This is a genomic window from Actinosynnema sp. CA-299493, from assembly GCF_050946825.1.
GTDB lineage: Bacteria > Actinomycetota > Actinomycetes > Mycobacteriales > Pseudonocardiaceae > Actinosynnema.
In genome coordinates, this window is the sequence record NZ_CP191993.1 from 9,252,460 (window position 1) to 9,271,641 (window position 19,182).

A 19,182-nucleotide genomic window follows, 5' to 3' on the forward strand; every position below is an offset into this window, starting at 1 on the left:
GACTTCGTGATCCGGGTACTGCTCGTGGACGACCAGGAGCTCATGCGCATGGGCTTCCGGATGGTGCTCGGCGCGCAGGAGGACGTCGACGTGGTCGGCGAGGCGGCCAACGGGCTCGACGCCGTGCAGCTGGCGGAGCGGCTGCGGCCGGACGTGGTGCTGATGGACGTGCGCATGCCCGTGCTCGACGGGGTGGAGGCGACCAAGCGGATCGCCGAGGCGGGCACCGCGAAGGTGCTCGTGATGACCACGTTCGACCTGGACGAGTACGCGCTGTCCGCGTTGCGCAACGGCGCGTCCGGCTTCCTGCTGAAGGACACGCCGCCGGGTGACCTGGTGTCGGCGTTGCGCGCAGTGGCCAGCGGCGACGCGGTGGTGTCGCCCTCGGTGACCAAGCGGCTGCTGAGCCGGTTCCTCGGCGAGGGCGGCGGCGAGCTGCGCGACGCGGCGGTGCTGGAGGCGTTGACCGAGCGGGAGCGCGAGGTGCTGGTGCTGATCGCCAAGGGGCTGTCGAACACCGAGATCGCGCGGAAGCTGTTCCTGTCGGAGGCCACGGTGAAGACGCACGTGGGGCGCATCCTGGCGAAGCTCGAACTGCGCGACCGCGTGCAGGCCGTGGTGCTGGCGTACGAGACGGGACTCGTCCGGCCCGGCGACGTCTGACCGGGCCGGACGGGTCCCGCGCGGGTCACCGGTACTTCGACGCGTCCGCCGTCGTCGGGTCGACGCCCGCCTTGAAGACCTCCTCGTACCAGCGGCCCCAGTCCGGCCGCGAGCCGTCCACGTCGGTGAAGCCGTACTCCCGCATGAGGGTCCACGAGGCGAGCGCCTTGCCGGTGAACCGGTGGCGGTCCGGGTCGGCGGCCAGCGCCGCCACGCCGCGGCCCACGTAGCGCGGCGTCTCCGACATCGCGTAGTGCGGCTCCTGGGCGATGGCGTCGCGCCAGTTCTCCTCGGTCACGCCGAAGTGCTCCAGCATCTGCTCCGACCGCAGGAAGCCCGGCGTGACGGCGACCGACGTGCCGCCGAACGCCTCCAGCTCCTTCGCCATCACCGTGCCGATCCGGCGGATCGCGACCTTCACCGAGTCGTAGGCCAGCGACCCGGCGTAGAAGTCGTCGCTGTCGCCGTCGGTCACCTCGACCAGCAACCCGCCCGGCCGGCGGATCAGCAGCGGCAGCAGGCGGTGCAGGGTGACGAAGTGCGCCTCCACGCTGTTGCGCCACATCCGCAGCTGGCGGTCGAGGTCCTGCTCCCAGAACACCTTGAACTCGGTGTCCGCCTCGCCGCCCCACACGTCGTCCACCAGGACGTCCAGCCGACCGTCCCCTTCGGACTCGACGCGGGCCCGGAACGCGTCCACGTCCGCCGGCGCGGTGAAGTCGCACCGCACCGGGATGCCCCGGCCGCCCGCCGCCGTGACGAGCTCCGCCGTCTCCTCGATCGTCTCGTCCCGGCCGATCGGCGACTTGTGCTCGCGCGTCGACCGCCCGCCGACGAACACCGTCGCACCGGCCGCGCCCAGCTCGACCGCGATGGCGCGCCCCGCGCCCCGCGTCGCCCCCGTGACGGCCGCGACCTTGCCCTCCAACGCCGACATCATCTCCCCTTCCACGCGTCCAGCACCGCGTCCACGTCTTCCGCCAGCCGGTCGGCCAGCTCGCCGCGCGGCCGGACCGACCAGTCCATCGACACGCCGTGGAGCAACCCGGTGAGCACCCTCCCCGCGCGGTCCGGCGCCGGAGCGCGCGGGAGGTCCACCGATCGGACGAGTTCCACCACGGTCCGCTCGGTCGCCGCGTACAGCTCGGCGAGCAGCGCCCGCAGCTCCGGGTCGATCAGGTCGACACCGAGCTGGGCCAGGTGGTGCTGCGCCTCGACGGGGTCCACCACGCCCTCGAACCAGGTCAGCAGCGCCGCCCGCAGCCCGTCGGCCGGGTTGTCCGCCGCGGCCGCCGCCGCGTGCATCCGCCGGACGTTCCCGTCCATGGTCTGCCTGGTCAGGGCCTGGAGCAGGCCGCTCTTCGAGCCGAACCGACCGGCCACCGTGCCCACCGAGACGCCCGCCCGCTCGGCGACGTCGGCGATGGTGAACCCCGGCCCCCTGCGGCCGATCACCTGCCCCGCCGCGGCCAGCAGCCGTTCGTCCGTGATCGTCTTCGGTCGTGCCACGGCATTAGTGAACCATGGTTCAGTAATGGTCGCCCAGTAGGGTGACACCAGTGACTTGGAGACCACGCCTCATCGCCTTGGACATCGACGGCACGATCACACCCGTCGGCCGTGAGGACATCGCGCCGGCCGTGCGCGCGGCCATCGGCCGGGCCGTGGACGACGGCGCGCACGTCGTCCTCTCCACCGGCCGCAGCCTCGTCGGCACCCGGCCGATCGTCGACGACCTCGGCCTGCGCGGCACCACCGCGATCTGCTCCAACGGCGCGGTGTGGTGGGACACGACGACCCGCGAGGTGATCCGGAAGGTCGAGTTCGACCCCGGGCCGTCGGTCGAGCACCTGCGCGCCCTGCTGCCCGACGCGGTGTTCGCGGTCGAGCTGACCGGGGTGGGCAACCTGGCGTTCGGCCGGTTCGCGGACGGCGACCTGTGGGGCGAGGTGCGCCAGGTGCCGTACGCAGAACTGGTGGCCACGGCGACGTCCCGGCTGGTCGTGCGCTGGGTCGGCCGCACGCCGGAGGAGCTGGCGCTGCGGATGCTCGACGTCGAGCTGCCCGGCGTGACGGCGTCGTGCGACCACACCCAGGCGTGGTTGACGCTGTCGCCTCCCGGCGTGACGAAGGGCGCGGCGCTCGAGGACCTGCGGGCCGGGCTCGGCGTCTCCGAGCGGGACACGCTGGCCATCGGCGACGGGTCCAACGACGTCGAGATGCTGCGGTGGGCCGCGCACGGCGTCGCGATGGGGCAGGCGCCGGTCGCCGTGCAATCGGTCGCCGACGCGGTCACCGGCACGGTCTTCGACGACGGCGCGGCGGCCGTGCTGGACCGGTACTTCGCCGCGTAGCCGATGACGCCGGTGACCTGAGTGTTGAACTCGGGGGTCCGGAACGGACGACACACGTGTTCTGAACGTAGGACTCGCGCGGTTGGTCTGGTTTGTCCGCTTCGGGGGTGCGGACCCTGAGAACGACCCGGCGAACGCCTAGGGGACAACTCAGGGTGAACACGGATTACTACAACCGAGGTAGCTACCACGATAAGACTGAAGTCGCACTGACGAGTCAACTACAGACCGATGTGCGCGACCCGGTGGACCGGGCAAGGTTCAGCCTAGTCCGGGGGATGTGTCGTCCAGGGGAGAAATCATGATCGAGGCTGTCGGCCTCACCAAGCGCTACGGGAAGACGGTGGCGGTGGACAACCTGTCCTTCACCGTCGAGCCCGGTCGGGTCACCGGGTTCCTCGGCCCCAACGGCGCGGGCAAGTCCACCACCATGCGCATGATCCTCGGCCTCGACCGGCCGAGCGCGGGCCAGGTGCTGATCGGCGGCAAGCCGTACGCGCAGCTCGACCGCCCGCTGCGGACCGTCGGCGCGCTGCTCGACGCCAAGTGGGTGCACCCCAACCGCTCCGCGCGGGCGCACCTGCAGTGGCTGGCCAAGTCCAACGGCCTGCCCGACCGCCGGGTGGACGAGGTGCTGGAGATGGTCGGCCTGACCAAGGTCGCCAAGCGCCGCGCCGGCGGGTTCTCCCTCGGCATGTCCCAGCGGCTCGGCATCGCGGGCGCCCTGCTGGGCGACCCGAAGGTGCTGCTGTTCGACGAGCCGGTCAACGGCCTGGACCCGGAGGGCATCCTCTGGATCCGCAAGTTCATGCAGGGGCTGGCCGCCGAGGGCCGCACCGTGCTGGTGTCGAGCCACCTGCTGTCGGAGATGGCGGTGACCGCCCAGGACCTCGTGGTCATCGGGCGCGGCAAGCTCATCTCGCAGTCCAGCACCACCGAGTTCGTCGAGCGGTCGACCGAGAACACCGTCCGGGTGCGCAGCCCGCACGCGGACAAGCTGGGCGCCATGCTCGTCGACAAGGGCTTCACCGTCCGTGAGGACTCCGACGGTTCGCTCACCGTGACGGGGGCGCTCAGCGACGAGATCGGTGACATCGCGGCGGCAAGCGGCGTGGTGCTGCACGAGCTGAGCCCGCAGCGAGGTTCACTCGAAGAGGCATTCATGCAGCTCACCGGCGATTCTGTCGAGTACCACGCCGAACTCGCCGAGACGGGGAAGTGACCACCGATGACTCTGCTCGCCGTTGAACGGATCAAGCTCTTCTCCACCCGCTCACCGTGGTGGTGCATGCTGCTGGCGCTCGGCCTGACCGTCGGCATCACCGCGATCATCGCGGCGAACTGGGACGGCTCCCCGATGCCCGTGCTGGGCGCGGTGTTCACCCACACGTTCGGCCTCTACGTGGTCATGGTGATGGCCGCCCTCGCGGTCACCACCGAGTACCGCTTCGGCACCATCAAGTCGACGTTCCAGGCGGTGCCGGACCGCATCTCCCCGATGGTCGCCAAGGCGTTCGTCGTGGTGCTGCTGTCGGGACTGGTCGGCCTCGCCTCGGCGTTCGGGTCGTGGGGCCTGAGCTGGGTGCTCGCCGAGGACAACTCGGACCTCGCGCTGACCAGCGCCAACGACTGGCGGCACGTGGCCGGCGTCGGCCTCGTCTACGCGGCGGGCGCCCTGCTCGCCCTGGGCGTCGGCTCGCTGGTGCGGCAGACCGCGGGCGCGGTGTCGATCATCCTGGTGTTCGCGCTGGTGCTGGAGAGCGTGATCGGGTTCATCCCGAACATCGGCGACGACATCCAGAAGTGGATGCCGTTCACCGTGGCCAGCAAGTTCATCTTCGGCGACCCGGACGCGAGCGCGATCCCGGAGGGCGTCGGGCCGCCCGCGATCGGCGAGCTGAGCCCGTGGGGCTCGTTCGGGTACTTCGCCGGCATCTCGCTGGCGGTCTTCATCATCTCGCTCGTGGTCGTGAAGCGGCGGGACGCGTAACGGGTACCCCCGCGTGACCGGCGTTCGGGGGCCGGCCGCGCGGGAACGGGGGAAAGGGGGAGCTCGGGTCACCTTCGGGGGGTGGCCCGGGCTCTTCCGCTCCAGGTTCCGCCACCGGATCGGACGGAGATGCCATGATCGAAGCGACCGGCCTCACCAAGCACTACGGCAGGACCGCGGCCGTGGACGACCTGTCGTTCAGCGTGCAGCCGGGCCGGGTCACCGGTTTCCTCGGGCCCAACGGCGCGGGCAAGTCCACCACCATGCGGATGATCCTGGGCCTCGACAGCCCCACCCGCGGCAAGGTCACCGTGAAGGGCCAGGACTACCGGTCGCTGCGCGAGCCGCTGCGCGTGGTCGGCGCCCTGCTGGACGCGAAGTGGGTGCACCCCAACCGCTCCGCGCGGGCGCACCTGCAGTGGCTCGCCCGGTCCAACCGGATCCCGGACCGGCGCGTGGACGAGGTGCTGGACGCGGTCGGCCTCACCCAGGTCGCCAAGCGCCGGGCCGGCGGCTTCTCGCTGGGCATGTCCCAGCGCCTCGGCATCGCGGGCGCGCTGCTCGGCGACCCCGAGGTGCTGCTGTTCGACGAGCCGGTCAACGGCCTGGACCCGGAGGGCATCCTCTGGATCCGCCAGTTCATGCACCGGCTGGCCGCCGAGGGCCGCACCGTCTTCGTGTCGAGCCACCTGCTGTCGGAGATGGCCCAGACCGCGCAGGACCTGATCGTGATCGGGCGCGGCAAGCTCATCTCGCAGACCAGCACCGAGCAGTTCATCGCCGACGCCACCGAGGACACCGTGCGCGTCCGCTCGCCGCAGCTGGACCGGCTGCGCGAGCTGCTCGACGGGCGGGCCCGCGTCGCCGACGCCGCGGCGGCCGACGGCGCGCTCGTCGTGCACGGGGTGGAACCCGCGTTCATCGGCGAGTTGGCCGCGTCGAACGGCATCACGCTGCACGAGTTGAGCCCGCAACTCGGCTCGCTCGAAGAGGCCTTCATGCAACTCACGAAGGAATCCGTGGAATATCACGCGACCGAGTGACCGGCGCTCCCCTCGGAGTACCGGGAAACCGATTCGCCGACCGCGCTCCGGGTCAGAACCGGTCGTTGCGCCAGAAGTCGTCGGACGGCGGCGGGATTTCGGTGACGACCGGCGCCGGCGCGCGTCGGACGCGGCTGCGCCGGGCCAGCAGCAGGCTCACCGCCGCCACCACGATCCCGACCGCGGTCAGCCCGCCGAACGCCACCAGCAGCCGGGTGCCGCCGTCCGCCTCGGCCGGCGGCACGGCCAGGTCCTCGCCCGTCGTCGGCGGCGGTTCGGCCGACGACGTGCGCGGCGGCGGCGCCAGCGGGTTGCGCTCCACCCGCGGCACCTCGGCGGTCAGCGCGGCGACGGGGTTGACCTGGCCGAACCCGGTCACGTTGTCCCGGCCGGGCGCGAGCAGGTCGGTGGCGGTGGCGACCAGCCGGTTGACCACGTTGCCCGCGTCCAGGTCGGGGTAGCGGGCGCGCACCAGCGCCGCCGCGCCCGAGACCAGCGCCGTCGCCGCGCTCGTGCCGTCCACCTCGGCGTAGCCGGTGTCCACGACCGACACCGGCACGGCGGTGACGATGCGCTGCGCGGGCGCGGCCAGCACGGTCTCCGGGCCGGTGTTGGACTCCGGCCACGGCCCGTTGCCCTCGATCGTGCCGGAGACCGCGATGACGCCCTTGATGTTCGCGGGCGCGCCCACGTGCTCGTCGCCGTCGTTGCCGGTGCCGGCGACCACCACCGCGTCGTTGTCGAACGCGTAGTTGACCGCGCGCAGCAGGTCCGGGGTGAGCGTCGCGAGCGAGGTCAGGGACAGGTTGATGACGTCGGCCCCCTGGTCGACGGCCCAGGTCACGCCCTCGGCGACGGACGCGGTGGTGAACTTGTCGCCGTCCGCGCCGACCGAGACCGGCATGATCATCGCGCCGGGCGCGACGCCGAGCGCGCCGCCGTCCACCGACCGCCCGGCGATCAACGTCGCCATCGCGGTGCCGTGGCCGTCCTTGTCCTCGGTGCCGTCCGTGCCGCTCGCCGAGCCGAAACCGGTGCCCGGCAGCAGCGCGCCCGCCAGGTCCGGGCGGGTGTCGTCCACGCCCGAGTCGACCACCGCGACGACCACGCCGTCACCCCGCGTGACGGCGTGCGCGGCGGACACCTCCAAGGCGGCCAGGTGCCACTGCTGCTCCTCGATCGTCTGCGCCCGGGCGACGCCCGGCGCCAGCATCGCGATCAAGACCGCGGCGACAACCGCTCTCCCCGTCACCAATTCCCCCTGTGGTCGGCATCACATTTATTCCATGTCGACGATGTTTCACACTTCCGGATTCCGGCAGGTGGAGTAAGACGTTCGTTAAGACGTCGTGAACTCCGGCACAGCCCCATGACAAGCGCTTGTGAACCCGGTCAGATGGAAAGCGCGAATCGTGAGGCAGGCACCTGCCCGCACGCGAATTCGGATGTCCCCCGTCAAGGAACCCCCCGGAGGTGAACCCGTGACGGTGCTTGATCCGAACCTGAACGCCGACCACTCGGCAACCGGGTCCAAGAAGCTGCCACGGCAACGCGACCACGCCCTTCGCGTCGAACCGATGTTGGCGTTGGAATGGTCGCACGCGATCGAAGCCGCGGGAGGGGTCGGTCTCGCCGACTCACCCGCACAGACGCGTCGAGCCTGGATACACCGGGCCGACGAGCAGCAAGTGCTCGCCATGTTCCGCGCGGTGGGCCCCGACGCACCGGCACCTTGGTGGCTGAGGGCCCTGGACCGGGGCCGCATCGCCTCGCGCGCGGCGGCGTTCGCCCTGGAGGACGAGGTGACCCGGTTGCTGGGCAGCCGGCCGGGTTGGGTGTTCGTCCCGTGGGCGACCGAGGGCGAGGTCGGTTACTGGGAGTTCGTGCCGTCCGAGAGCGGCGTCTACGGCCCCGCCGAACCGACCACCGTGCAGTTCACGCACCGGCACCCCGGTTTCGTGGACCTGCTCCCCGCGCACCGGGGCCCCGGTCAGCGCCAACCCATCGAGTTCACCCCCGCCGAGCTGCGCGAGCAGATCGAGGACCTGGAGAACATCGCTTAGCGCACCACCTAGGCTGTACGCCCGTGACGTCCAGCCGCCAGCGACCGCCCCACCACCGATCCGTCGTCAGCTACGTCCAACGCGGCGAACGGATGACCGTGGGGCAGCAGCGCGCATGGGACCGCCACTGGGAGCGCTTGGGCCACGAGGTCAAGGCGCTCCCGGCCGGTCCCGTGCACTTCGACGAGTGGTTCGGGCGCGAGGCGCCCGTCGTGCTGGAGATCGGTTCCGGCATGGGTGAGACCACCTCCCTGCTGGTCGCCGCCGCGCCCGACGTGAACTACGTGGCGGTCGAGGTCTACAAGCCCGGCCTCGCGCAGCTGCTGCTGCGCGCCGAGGCGCTCGACGTGACGAACCTGCGGGTCCTGCGCGGTGACGCGGTCGACCTGCTCACCGAGCACGTGGAGCCCGCCTCGCTCGCCGAGGTCCGCATCTACTTCCCGGACCCGTGGCCGAAGAAGAAGCACCACAAGCGGCGGCTCGTGCAGCCGGAGTTCGTGCGGCTCGTGGCGTCGCGCCTGCGTCTCGGCGGCACGCTGCACCTGGCGACCGACTGGGAGGAGTACGCCGAGCAGATGCTCCGGGTGTGCTCGGCCGAGCCGCTGCTGCGCAACCGGTTCGACGGGTGGGCGCCCAGGCCGGGGTGGCGGCCCGTCACCAAGTTCGAGCAGCGGGCGGTCGAGGAGGAGCGGATCAGCCACGACCTGATGTTCGAGCGGGTCGAGCTCACCTGACCGTGGCATAAAGTCACGGTCCCGGACGACCGATGCGGCGACTGCGCGTGGATTCATCACCGGATCGGGTGGAATTTGTCGATCACCCGACGTGCCCCGTCTGGCAGTGACGCGTCACACCGGTCCGCAACTACGGTTGCCGCCCGTGACAGCAGTGGACAACGAACCGGTAACGTTCGACGTGGACGCGGCGGAGGGCTTCCTCCGCATGTTCCACATCGCCCACCCCGAAGCCGGACCCGTCGGACCCCGCCTGGCCCAGGTCCGCGACGAGGTCGCCCGGACCGGCACCTACCGGCACACCGCCCACGAGCTCGCCTACGGCGCGCGGATCGCCCTGCGCGACTCCGGCTGGTGCACCAGCGGCGTGCCGTGGCGCCGGCTCAAGGTCCGCGACCTGCGCGGCCTGCGCAACGCCGCCGCCGTGGCCGGCGAGTGCGTCGAGCACCTGCGCCAGGCGACCAACGGCGGCGAGATCCGCCCGCTGGTCACGGTGTTCGCGCCGGACACGCCGACCGCGCCCGGACCGTGCGTCTGGAACGAGCAGCTGGTCCGGTACGCGGGCCACGACGACGGCTCGGGCGACCTCCGCTACCGGGGGTTCACCGACGCCGTGCGCGCGATGGGCTGGCAGCCGCCCACGCCGCCCGGCCGCTTCGACGTGCTGCCGCTGGTGGTGGAGACCGCGCACGAGGGCGCGCGGCTGTTCACCCTGCCGCCGGACGTGGTGCACGAGGTCGTCCTCGAACACCCCGACCTGCCCTGGTTCGGGCAGCTCGGCCTGCGCTGGCACGCGGTGCCCGTGATCGCCAACACGCGGCTGTCCATCGGCGGCGTCACCTACCCCGCCGCGCCGTTCAACTCGTGGTTCGTCGGCTCCGAGATCGGCGCCAGGAGCCTGGCCGACGAGAACGCCTGCGGCGCCGCCCGGTCCGTCGCCGAGGCCCTCGGCCTGGACACGTCCACCGAGCGCTCGCTGTGGCGCGACCGCGCCGTGGTCGAGCTGAACCGGGCCGTGCTGCACTCCTTCGACCTCGCCGCCGTCACCATCACCGACCACCACGCCGAATCGCGGCACCGGCTGTCGTGGCTGCGCTCGCGGCAACGCCACTCCGGCAACCGGCCCGCGTTCCGGCTCGACCCGGCGGCGGCCCACCGAGCCCGCGCCGGCGGACCCGCCCGCTTCGCCCCCGCCCTCGCGGAAACGACCCGACCCCAGTCACCCGGACGCCTCGCGGAACTGCTCCGGCGACGTGCCGAGGGAGCCGGCGACTGAGCCGCGACACACCCCCGCTCAGCGCTGGGAGTCGATCAACACGCCCGCCAGTGCCATCAGGACCAGCACCAGCAGGCCGAGCACCGCGCCCGCCCAAGTAGCGACCACTCCGAACATGGTGTACCTCCCGTTCCCCGACTCACCGCTCAAGAGTCACCCCGGGATTCGTCATCCGACATCGGCCACTGGTGTGGTTGACCGGGCGTTCGGGTCAGCCTCGCGGTTGACGGGCCACCCGACCGGGGTCGGACGCGTCGCGCGCCGCGACCACCTACCGTGAGGTCCCGTGGAGAGCACTCAGCTCGGGTGGCGGGCCCTGCTCCGCCGCCAGTGGCCGCTGGCGTGCGCCCTGCTCTGCCTCGTCGGCATCGGGTTCCTCGGCGAGGGGGGCTGGTGGCACGTCCCCGGCGCGGTCGTGGCGTGCGCGCTGGCCGTGCTCGCGCCCCGGCGCCCGTTCGACGCCGCGCTGACCGCCGCGACGGCGGTGGGCGCGAGCTCGGTCGTGCTGCGCGTGGTGGGTGTCGCGCCCGTGACCCCGATGATCGGCGGCCTGGTGGTGGCCGAGGTGGCGGCGCTGATGGCGATCGTCGCGGTGGTGGTGCGGCAGGCGCCGCCGGCGCGCGCGGTGGCCGGGGTGGTGCTGCTCGTCGCCGTGACGGCCCTCGCCGCCGCGGTGCGGCCGGAGTACCGGTCGCCGTACTGGCCGGACGACTACAGCGGACCCGGGTTCTGGCCGCAGTCGGTGTTCGGCGGGGTGCTGCTGGCGCTGTCGCTCGGCACCGGGCTGTACTTCCGCGCCCGCGACCGGGAACGCGCCACCGCCGTGCGGGCCGAGGTCGCGGCGGCGCAGCACACCGAGCGGATGGCGCTGGCCCGCGAGCTGCACGACGTGATCGCGCACTACGTGACCGGGATGGTGGTGCACGCGCAGGCGGCGCAGGCGGTGCCCGCGGCGGCGGGCGAGGCGTTGCCGATCATCGTGCGCAGCGGCAACGAGGCGTTGGCCGAGATGCGCCGCCTGGTCGGCGCGCTGCGCGACACCGAGGCCGACGCGCCCACCGCGTCCAGCGACCTGGCCGACGACGTGCGCGGGGTGGTGGAGCGGTCCGGTCAAGCCGTGCGGCTGCACGTCGACCTGCCAGTGTCCGTGCCGCCGTCGTTGGGCCGCTCGGTGCTGCGGTTGGTGCAGGAGTCGTTGACCAACGCGCGCAAGCACGCCGAGGGCGCGTCCTCGGTGGACGTCTCGGTGTCCGTTTCGGACGGTGTGGTGCACGTGCTGGTCGCCGACGACGGGCGGGCGCGGAAGGCGTCGCCGGTCGGCGGGTCGGGTGGCTACGGGTTGGTGGGCATGCGGGAGCGCGTCGAGCTGCTGGGCGGGCGGTTCAGCGCGGGCGCCCGGGCGGGCGGCGGCTGGGAAGTGCGCGCCGCCCTCCCCGTGGTGCGGTGATGCCCCGGTCACCGGGCGGAGCGTTGCGACGCGGGCAGTTCGACGGGCAGCGGGTAGGTGAAGGACCGCGCCGGGTCCTCCCCGGCCGGGTGGTGGTCGGCGAGGTGGCGGTCGACGACGGGACGGCGGCGGGACCCGCGGTCCTGGTCGGGGATCGTCGGCCGGTAGTCGCCGAGCCACGTGGTGACGTCGCCGGAGAGCCTGGCGTTCTCCTCGTGCAACTGGCGCACCTGGTACTCCAGCTCGGCGATCCGCGCCTCCGCGTCGCGGTGCACCCGGACCACCGCCCACAACATCTCGTACGCCCTCGACTCCCGGTCCTGGGAAGACTCCCCGCCGGTCGCGGTGTCCTCGGCCGCCCGGTCCTCGTCGGCCGCCCGGTCCTCGGGGGCGGCCAAGTCCTCGGGGGCGGCCAGGCCGTGCCTGCGGGCCCACTCCGGCCCGCCGATCATCGCCGTGGTGATGTCGTCCACCTCCGGGTCGAGCCAGCTCGGGCGCGGGTCGTCGGTCGCCACGCCGATGACGAGGCCGTGCAGGTAGCGGGCGGTCGCCAGCACGTCCGGCACGAGCGTGGGGTGCACGGCGGCCTGGACCAGGTTCTCGACCTCCTCCCACGGCGGCACGCAGTCGGGTCGGGCCTGCGCGCCGATCCAGCGCGTCACCTCGGCCCGGACCGCGCCGAGCGACCGGCCGTTCGCCCAGTGCCCGGGTGTTCGCGCCGCCCGCCGGAGCACCCGCCGGTACGCGGTGCCCATCCGGCCGTTGTCGTCCACCAGGTGCACCAGCAGGAACAGCGCGAGCCACCGACGTTCCCGGGACAGGCCCGGCTCGGAGAAATCAGCCTCCGAGCGCAGGACCGTCACCGCGGGCTCTCCCCTGCCGCGGCGCTCGCCGGGTTGAGCACTTCCACCGTTACGAGCCACTGTCACTCCTTCGCCGGATCAGCGGGACCACCACCTCTCCCAACGTTTCGGAGGTTACGACCATCCGGCGGGTGAACACCGCCCCAGAAGGTCAAACCCACTGTTCGGGTTACGGGGTGACGCGTGGGCCGCCACGGTGTGTGTCGCTCGATCGAGTGGGGCAGGATCGGGGTATGCCGCTGCGCCTGCACGCCCCCGTCGTCCTGCCCTGCGATCCCTCCTGCACCGTGCTGCGCGACGCCGTGGTCGACGTCGTCGACGGCCGGGTGTCGTACGTGGGCGCGGAGGCCGACGCCCCCGCGTTCGACGGCGAGGTCCGCCGGTTGAGCGGGATCCTGCTGCCCGGTCTGGTGAACGCGCACGCGCACAGCCCGATGGTGGTGCTGCGCGGCCTGGGCGGCGACCTGCCGCTGCTGCGCTGGCTGCGCGAGGCGATGTGGCCGGCCGAGGCGAAGATGAAGCCCGAGGACATCCGGGTCGGCATGCTGCTCGGCGCGGTGGAGATGCTGCGCAACGGCGTGACCACCAGCGCCGAGATGTACTTCCACGGCGAGCAGCTCGCGGACGCCGTGCTGAGCGCCGGGTCGCGCGTGCTGTTCGGTGCGGCGATCATGGACCTGCCCGGGATGCCGTGGCGGCCGATGACCGACGAGATCACCCGGTGGATCGACGCCGACGGGCTGCGGTTCGGCCCGGACGAGCGGGTCGAGCTGAGCTACGGACCGCACTCGGCGTACATCCTGTCGCCGGAGGCGCTCGGCGAGATCGCCGGGCAGGCGCGTGACCGCGGCGCGTTGTTGCAGGTGCACGTGGCCGAGTCGGCGGAGGAGGACCTGGCGCAGCGGGCGTCGCACGGGTCCGTGCCGCGGTTGTTGGAGCAGGCGGGCGTGCTGGGCGGGCGGGTGCTGTCGGCGCACTCCGTGCACCTGTCGCCGGAGGACGTGGCGATCTACGCCGCGCACGGGGTCGGCATCGCGCACTGCCCCGGCTCGAACACCAAGCTGGCGTCGGGCATCGCGCCGCTGCGGTCCTACCTGGACGCGGGCGTCGCGGTCGGGCTGGGCACGGACGGGCCGGCGTCCAACGACGACCTGGACCTGTTCGAGGAGGCCAGGTTGGCGGCGCTGCTGGCGCGTGTGACGACGGGCGACGCGACGGCGATGCGGGCGGCGGACGCGCTGCTGCTGGCCACGCGCGGTGGTGCGGCGGCGTTGGGCCGTGACGACCTCGGCGCGTTGGAGCCCGGCCGGTGGGGCGACGTGGTGCACGTGGACGTGGACGACCCCGCGTTCGCCACCGGCTTGGACGCGCCGGACGAGCAGGTGCTGGCGAACCTGGTGTGGGCGTCGGGCACGCGGCGGGTCAAGGACGTGTGGGTGGCGGGCAGGCAGGTCGTGGCCGACGGCGAGACCACCACCGTGGACCGGCGTGCGGCGCAGGCGGGCGTGCGCGAGGTGGCGGCCCGGCTGCGGTAGGTCAGCGGGGGCGGGGGCGGACCACGACCTCGGTGAAGTGGGCGTCCTCACCCGCGTTCACGGCGGTGGCGACGGCCCGTGCCACGGAGTCCGCGTGCAGGTAGAGGTGCGGCTGGTAGTCGCCGCTCTCCTGCTCGCGGACGCCGCGCTGCATGTCGGTGTCGACGCGTCCGGGGTGGACGGACGTGACGCGGAGGTCTTCTTCTTCGGCGCGCAGGGCGTCGCCGAAGGCCCTGAGCGCGAACTTGCTCGCCGCGTAGACGCCCCAGTCGGGGTTGGCGCGCAGTCCCGCGCCGGAGTTGATCAGCACGACGTGGCCGCGGGCGGCGCGCAGCAGTGGGAGGGTCAGCCGGGTGAGCTCGGCGACGGCGACCACGTTCACGTCGAGGGTGCGGCGCCAGACGTCCGCCGTCGCCTCGGCGAGCGGGCCGAGCTCGGCGACGCCCGCGCTGTGCACGAGGACGTCCAGCCGGGTGAGGCCGGCCGCGGCGGCGGTCAGCGCGTCGGTGTCGGTGAGCTCGACCGGCCACGGGCGGGCGGATTCCAGCGACCCGGCCAGTTCCGCCAGCGCGCCCTCGTCCCGACCGCCCAGCAGCAGGTCGTGCGTCGGCGCGAGCACGCGTGCCACCGCCGCACCGATCCCACGCGACGCACCGGTCACCAGCGCAACGGGTCGACTCATACCCGCACCCTAAACCCCCGCGAGAGTCCTACCTCCAGAGCTCGAGAGTCCTACGTTCACGCACCCCGAATTCAACGCTCGGACCGACCACCCGGTCTGCCGAACGTTGAATTCAGGTGTCCTGAACGTAGGACTCTCGAGGCGTGAACGTAGGACTCGCGAGGTGTGGAGGGCTCGGGCTTGGCGCGAGCCCCCCACCTCGGGTCAGCCGCAGATGCGGCCCTTGTCCTTCTTCCACACGGCGACGACGGACGGGCGCGGCTGGGAGGCGCCGCCGTCCGGCCAGTGCGACAGCGGGTTGGCGGCCGACGCGCCGTCGATCTCGCCGGGGTGCTGCACGGACACGAGCACGAAGTCGTCCTCGACCACCGGGCCGCACGTCTCGGCGCCCTTCGGCACGGTCAGGAACTGCTTCACCCGGCCCCGGTACGGGCCCTCGACCGGCACCGCGAACAGGCCGTCGTTGGACTTCAGGGCGTTGCCGTCGGTGGAGATCCACAGGTTGCCCCGCGCGTCGAACGCCACGTTGTCCGGGCACGAGATCGGCGAGACCTGGGTCTTGTCGTACCCGCCGAAGTACGTGTCGGCCGACGCCGGGTCGCCGCACACCAGCAGCAACTTCCACGAGAACGACGTGGCGGTGTTGTCGCCCCGGCGCTCCTCCAGCTCCAGCACGTGCCCGTGGCGGTTGTTCGGGCGCGGGTTCGGCTCGGTCGGGCCTTCCTTGCCCGCCTTGCCGCGGTCGGTGTTGTTGGTCAGCGCCGCGTACACCCGACGGTTGCGCGGGTTCGGCTCCACGTCCTCGGGGCGGTCCATCTTCGTCGGACCCACGGCGTCCGCGGCGAGCCGCGTGAACACGTAGACCTCCTCGGCGGTGAAGCCGGGCACGAACGAGCGGTTGCCCGCGGCCAGCGGGATCCACTCGCCGGAGCCGTCGAACTCGCCGTCGGCGGGCAGCGCGCCGGAGCCGTCGACCTCGGCGACCGGGCTGTCGCCGGTGAACTTGGCGACGTACAGCGTGCCCTTGTCCAGCAGCTTCTTGTTGTGCTCGCGCGCGTGCTTGCTGTTGCCCGGCTTGACCTTCTCGTCGGACACGAACTTGTACATGTAGTCGAAGCGCTCGTCGTCGCCCATGTACGCGACCACGCGGCCGTCGCGGGCGACGATCACGTTCGCGCCCTCGTGCTTGAAGCGGCCCAGCGCGGTGTGCTTGACCGGGGTCGAGTCCGGGTCGAGCGGGTCGATCTCGACGACCCAGCCGAACCGGTTGACCTCGTTGGGCTCCTGCGCCACGTCGAAGCGCTGGTCGAACCGCTCCCACTTGCGGGTGGACGCCGCGCCGGACAGGCCGTAGCGGGTCAGCCGCGCCTTCGCGACCGGGTCGGTGGTGGCACCCGCGTTGGCGAAGTACTGGTTGAAGTTCTCCTCGCCGGACAGGATCGTGCCCCACGGCGTGACGCCGCCCGCGCAGTTGTTCAACGTGCCCAGGACACGGGTGCCCGTCGGGTCGGCCGACGTCTTGAGCAGCGCCGAACCCGCCGCCGGGCCGGTCACCTTGAACGGCGTGGTGGCGGTGATGCGGCGGTTGTGGCGCCGGTCCGGCTGCGGCACGAGCTTGCCGCTGCGGCGGTCGCGCTCGACCCGCACCACGGACATGCCGTGCGCGGCCCAGGCGATCTCGGTCTGCTCGCGGGTGGGGTTGTTCGCGTCCCAGCCCTTGAACAGGAATTCCTCGGTGGTGTACTCGTGGTTGGCCACGAGCAGCCACTCGTCGTGGCCGCCGAGGGGCACCAGGCCGAGGAAGTCGCAGTTGTAGCCGAACTGCTTCGCCTGCGCCGCCGCGGTCTGGCGGTCGAAGTCGAACGCGGGCGCGCCGGGCACCACCGGGTCGCCCCAGCGCAGCACGACGCCCTGCTCGTAGCCCTCGGGCGTGACGACGCGGTCCTCGGTGTTGGGCGCGACGGCGGCGAAGTTCAGGCCGTCGCGGCGGCGACCGCCGCCCAGGTCGACGTCGACCTCGACCTGGGGCTTGGCGGCGGCGCTGCCGACACCGACCAGCCCGACACCCGCGCCCGCGACGGCGAGCACCGCGCCCGCCTTGAGCAGGCCGCGCCGGCGCACGACCTCGCCGACGACGTCACCGAAGTAGGCGTTGTCGGACGTGTTGGGCGCCTCGTGGGCGCACGCGTCGCCGCAGCGGTACTTGCAGGTGATCGCCGAACGCCCGAGCGGGTGGTTGGGCAGGAGGGGCAGCAGGCGCCGCCCCCGATCGGTGGATGAGGACACACGGGCCTCCGAGATCGCTCAGTGGGAACCGGGCGACCGTAAGAGGGCAAGCCCTCCACCAGCGGACTTCGAGGTGAACGCGAGGCGAACACCTCGATCGTCACCGGACCGGGACCACCGGCTCGCACGCGGGGTGGTCGCCCGGTCGCACCGGGCGACCACCCCGGCGGCCTCACTCGCCGACGCGACGTCCTTCCCGCCACACCGCGACCACCGACGGCCGGGGTTGCGAGTCGCCGCCGTCGGGCCAGTGCGAGGCCGGGTTGTCCGCGCTCGCGCCGTCGACCTCGCCGGGGTGCTGCACGCACACCGTGACGACGCGTTCGCCGATCACCGGGCCGCACGTCTCCGCGCCGCGGGGCACGGTGAGGAACGCCTTGAGGTGACCGCGCTGCGCACCGGACACGGGCACGGCGTAGAGGCCGTCGTTGTGGCCGTTGAGCGCGCCGCCCGAGTCGCTGGAGATCCACAGGTTGCCGTGCCGGTCGAACGCCACGTTGTCGGGGCTGGAGATGGGCGACACCCGGCTCTTGTCGTAGCCCGCGAAGTAGGTGTCCGGCGACGCCGGGTCGCCGCACACCAGCATGAGGTTCCAGGAGAACGCGAGCGCGAGGGCGTCGCCGCCGCGTTCGGTCAGCTCCAGCACCTGGCCGTGCTTGTTGTTCACCCGGGGGTTCGGCTCGGTCGCGCCCTCCTTGCCCGCCTTGCCCCGGTCGACGTTGTTGCTCAGGGCGCAGTAGACGACACCGGTGTGCGGGTGGGTCTGGATGTCCTCGGGGCGGTCCATCCTGGTCGCCCCGACCCGGTCGGCGGCGAGCCGGGTGAAGACGTAGACCTCCTCGGCGGTCATGCCCGGCACGAACGACCGGTCGCCGGACGCGAGCGGCACCCACTCGCCGCGGCCGTCGAACCTCCCGTCGGAGGGCAGGCGGCCCGTGCCGTCGATCTCGGCGGGCGGGCTGTCGCCGGTGAAGCGGGCGACGTAGAGGGTGCCGTCGTCCAGCAGCGTCATGTTGTGCCGGCGGGCGGCCTTGCCCTCGCCCTTGCGGACCTTGCCGGTGGAGACGAACTTGTAGATGTACTCGAACCGCTCGTCGTCACCGGAGTAGGCGACCACTCGTCCGTCGGCGGCGAGGCGGACGTTGGCGCACTCGTGCTTGAAGCGGCCCAGCGCGGTGTGCTTGACCGGGGTGGAGTCGGGGTCGGTCGGGTCGAGTTCGACCACGTAGCCGAACCGGTTGACCTCGTTCGGCTCGCGGGCGAGGTCGAACCGCTCGTCGAACCGCTCCCACTTGCGGGTGGTGGCCGCGCCGGTGACGCCGTAGCGGGTCAGGCGCGGGTCGGCGAGCGCCTCGGCGTTGGCGAAGTACTGGTTGAAGTTCTCCTCGCCGGACAGGATCGTGCCCCACGGCGTGACACCGCCCGCGCAGTTGTTCAACGTGCCCAGGACAAGAGTGCCGGTCGGGTCGGCCGACGTCTTGAGCAGCGCCGATCCCGCCGCCGGGCCGGTCAGCTTGAACGGCGTGGTGGCGGTGATGCGGCGGTTGTGGCGGGAGAACCGGGTGGTGAGGCGGCCGTCGCGGGCCTGCTCGACCCGCACCACGGACAGGCCGTGCGCGGCCCACGCGATCTCGACCTGCTCGCGGGTGGGGTGCTCGGCGTCGTAGCCGCGGAACATGAACGGCTCGCCGGTGTACTCGTGGTTGGTGACCAGCAGGTTCGTCCGGCCGAGCGCGTCCAGCGGCAGCAGCGCGGCGAAGTCGCAGTTGTAGCCGAACTGCCTCGCCTGCGCCGCCGCGGTCTGGTGGTCGAAGTCGAACCGGGGCGCGTCCGGGAAGAGCGGGTCGCCCCAGCGGATCACGACCTCGTGGCGGTAGCCCTCGGGGACGACGACGGCGTCGAGCGTGTTCGGCGCGACGGGGGCGAAGTCCAGGCCGAGGGGGTGCCGCCCCGCCGCGTCGGGTTCGGCCGCGGCGGTGGCGGCGGTGGTGGCGGCTGCGGTGGTGGCGGCTGCGGCCGTTGCGCCGCCGAGCGCTCCGACGACCACGGCCGCCTTGATGGCGGTGCGCCGGTCGACCAGGTCGCCGAAGTACGGGTTGCCCGAGGTGTTGGGCACGTCGTGGAAGCACGCGTCGCCGCAGCGGTACTGGCAGGTGACGGCCGCGCGTCCGGGGGAGTGGTTGGCCAGCAGTGGAAGATGTCTCACCACTAGAACGCCTCCTGTGGTCAGTTGGGGACCAACGGAC

General features: G+C 72.4%; 17 protein-coding genes. 10 read left to right on the top strand and 7 right to left on the bottom strand.

What is annotated here, in order from left to right:
• Positions 1–6 precede the first annotated feature (6 nt).
• The gene (locus ACQPYE_RS40215) at positions 7–663 is read left to right on the top strand and encodes a response regulator (RefSeq protein ID WP_053714464.1); all 657 of its coding nucleotides are present in this window, start codon (positions 7–9) and stop codon (positions 661–663) included.
• Positions 664–688: 25 nt separating this feature from the next.
• Here ACQPYE_RS40215 and ACQPYE_RS40220 read toward each other — a convergent pair whose 3' ends face one another.
• Positions 689–1,600, bottom strand: coding sequence for an SDR family oxidoreductase (locus ACQPYE_RS40220; RefSeq protein ID WP_498723084.1), 912 nt, complete (start codon positions 1,598–1,600; stop codon positions 689–691).
• Positions 1,600–2,172: a TetR/AcrR family transcriptional regulator gene (locus ACQPYE_RS40225; protein WP_498718346.1), complete on the bottom strand. Its 573-nt coding sequence runs from the start codon at positions 2,170–2,172 to the stop codon at positions 1,600–1,602. Before ACQPYE_RS40225 ends, ACQPYE_RS40220 begins: the two co-directional genes overlap by 1 nt.
• 50 nt (positions 2,173–2,222) lie before the next feature.
• Here ACQPYE_RS40225 and ACQPYE_RS40230 point away from each other — a divergent pair, with 50 nt between their 5' ends.
• The 4 genes from ACQPYE_RS40230 to ACQPYE_RS40245 all read left to right on the top strand — a co-directional run bounded on the left by ACQPYE_RS40230 (position 2,223) and on the right by ACQPYE_RS40245 (position 6,050).
• Positions 2,223–3,017 (top strand): HAD family hydrolase, encoded by a 795-nt coding sequence (locus tag ACQPYE_RS40230; RefSeq protein WP_498718347.1) that lies wholly within the window; start codon positions 2,223–2,225, stop codon positions 3,015–3,017.
• A gap of 301 nt (positions 3,018–3,318) precedes the next feature.
• Positions 3,319–4,239 (top strand): ABC transporter ATP-binding protein, encoded by a 921-nt coding sequence (locus ACQPYE_RS40235; protein WP_498718348.1) that lies wholly within the window; start codon positions 3,319–3,321, stop codon positions 4,237–4,239.
• A 6-nt stretch (positions 4,240–4,245) separates the two neighbouring features.
• Positions 4,246–5,007: a hypothetical protein gene (locus ACQPYE_RS40240; protein WP_498718350.1), complete on the top strand. Its 762-nt coding sequence runs from the start codon at positions 4,246–4,248 to the stop codon at positions 5,005–5,007.
• Between the two features lie 134 nt (positions 5,008–5,141).
• The gene (locus tag ACQPYE_RS40245; protein WP_498718351.1) at positions 5,142–6,050 is read left to right on the top strand and encodes an ABC transporter ATP-binding protein; all 909 of its coding nucleotides are present in this window, start codon (positions 5,142–5,144) and stop codon (positions 6,048–6,050) included.
• A 52-nt stretch (positions 6,051–6,102) separates the two neighbouring features.
• Here ACQPYE_RS40245 and ACQPYE_RS40250 read toward each other — a convergent pair whose 3' ends face one another.
• A complete protein-coding gene (locus ACQPYE_RS40250) occupies positions 6,103–7,302 on the bottom strand; it encodes a S8 family serine peptidase (RefSeq protein WP_498718352.1) in 1,200 nt (399 codons plus the stop codon).
• A 436-nt stretch (positions 7,303–7,738) separates the two neighbouring features.
• Between ACQPYE_RS40250 and ACQPYE_RS40255 the strand changes: the two genes are divergently transcribed.
• The 4 genes from ACQPYE_RS40255 to ACQPYE_RS40270 all read left to right on the top strand — a co-directional run bounded on the left by ACQPYE_RS40255 (position 7,739) and on the right by ACQPYE_RS40270 (position 11,570).
• Complete coding sequence (locus ACQPYE_RS40255) at positions 7,739–8,113, top strand: hypothetical protein (RefSeq protein ID WP_498718353.1); 375 nt, start codon at positions 7,739–7,741, stop codon at positions 8,111–8,113.
• 92 nt (positions 8,114–8,205) lie between these two features.
• Positions 8,206–8,847, top strand: a complete 642-nt coding sequence (gene trmB / locus ACQPYE_RS40260) for a tRNA (guanosine(46)-N7)-methyltransferase TrmB (protein ID WP_498723085.1) — start codon at positions 8,206–8,208, stop codon at positions 8,845–8,847.
• A 145-nt stretch (positions 8,848–8,992) separates the two neighbouring features.
• Positions 8,993–10,123, top strand: a complete 1,131-nt coding sequence (locus ACQPYE_RS40265; protein ID WP_498718354.1) for a nitric oxide synthase oxygenase — start codon at positions 8,993–8,995, stop codon at positions 10,121–10,123.
• 286 nt (positions 10,124–10,409) lie between these two features.
• The gene (locus ACQPYE_RS40270; protein ID WP_498718355.1) at positions 10,410–11,570 is read left to right on the top strand and encodes a sensor histidine kinase; all 1,161 of its coding nucleotides are present in this window, start codon (positions 10,410–10,412) and stop codon (positions 11,568–11,570) included.
• Positions 11,571–11,578: 8 nt separating this feature from the next.
• On the opposite strand, the gene ACQPYE_RS40275 is transcribed toward ACQPYE_RS40270, so the two are convergent.
• Positions 11,579–12,433 carry a hypothetical protein gene (locus ACQPYE_RS40275; RefSeq protein WP_498718356.1) on the bottom strand — a complete coding sequence of 285 codons (855 nt, stop codon included), beginning with the start codon at positions 12,431–12,433 and terminating at the stop codon, positions 11,579–11,581.
• 233 nt (positions 12,434–12,666) lie between these two features.
• Here ACQPYE_RS40275 and ACQPYE_RS40280 point away from each other — a divergent pair, with 233 nt between their 5' ends.
• Positions 12,667–13,968: an amidohydrolase family protein gene (locus ACQPYE_RS40280; RefSeq protein WP_498718357.1), complete on the top strand. Its 1,302-nt coding sequence runs from the start codon at positions 12,667–12,669 to the stop codon at positions 13,966–13,968.
• A 1-nt stretch (position 13,969) separates the two neighbouring features.
• Here ACQPYE_RS40280 and ACQPYE_RS40285 read toward each other — a convergent pair whose 3' ends face one another.
• The 3 genes from ACQPYE_RS40285 to ACQPYE_RS40295 form a co-directional block, all read right to left on the bottom strand.
• On the bottom strand, positions 13,970–14,650 hold the full coding sequence (locus tag ACQPYE_RS40285) for an SDR family oxidoreductase (RefSeq protein ID WP_498718358.1): 681 nt from the start codon (positions 14,648–14,650) through the stop codon (positions 13,970–13,972).
• A gap of 204 nt (positions 14,651–14,854) precedes the next feature.
• The gene (locus ACQPYE_RS40290) at positions 14,855–16,936 is read right to left on the bottom strand and encodes a PhoX family protein (protein WP_498718359.1); all 2,082 of its coding nucleotides are present in this window, start codon (positions 16,934–16,936) and stop codon (positions 14,855–14,857) included.
• Positions 16,937–17,108: 172 nt separating this feature from the next.
• Positions 17,109–19,142, bottom strand: a complete 2,034-nt coding sequence (locus tag ACQPYE_RS40295) for a PhoX family protein (RefSeq protein WP_498718360.1) — start codon at positions 19,140–19,142, stop codon at positions 17,109–17,111.
• Positions 19,143–19,182 lie beyond the last annotated feature (40 nt).

What these genes read in the sequence shown, in the direction of transcription:
- ACQPYE_RS40220 (WP_498723084.1), bottom strand. Translation starts at nt 1,600, where the DNA reads ATGTCGGCGTTGGAGGGCAAGGTCGCGGCCGTCACGGGGGCGACGCGG.
- ACQPYE_RS40235 (WP_498718348.1), top strand. Translation starts at nt 3,319, where the DNA reads ATGATCGAGGCTGTCGGCCTCACCAAGCGCTACGGGAAGACGGTGGCG.
- ACQPYE_RS40240 (WP_498718350.1), top strand. Translation starts at nt 4,246, where the DNA reads ATGACTCTGCTCGCCGTTGAACGGATCAAGCTCTTCTCCACCCGCTCA.
- ACQPYE_RS40245 (WP_498718351.1), top strand. Translation starts at nt 5,142, where the DNA reads ATGATCGAAGCGACCGGCCTCACCAAGCACTACGGCAGGACCGCGGCC.
- trmB (WP_498723085.1), top strand. Translation starts at nt 8,206, where the DNA reads ATGACCGTGGGGCAGCAGCGCGCATGGGACCGCCACTGGGAGCGCTTG.
- ACQPYE_RS40280 (WP_498718357.1), top strand. Translation starts at nt 12,667, where the DNA reads ATGCCGCTGCGCCTGCACGCCCCCGTCGTCCTGCCCTGCGATCCCTCC.
- ACQPYE_RS40285 (WP_498718358.1), bottom strand. Translation starts at nt 14,650, where the DNA reads ATGAGTCGACCCGTTGCGCTGGTGACCGGTGCGTCGCGTGGGATCGGT.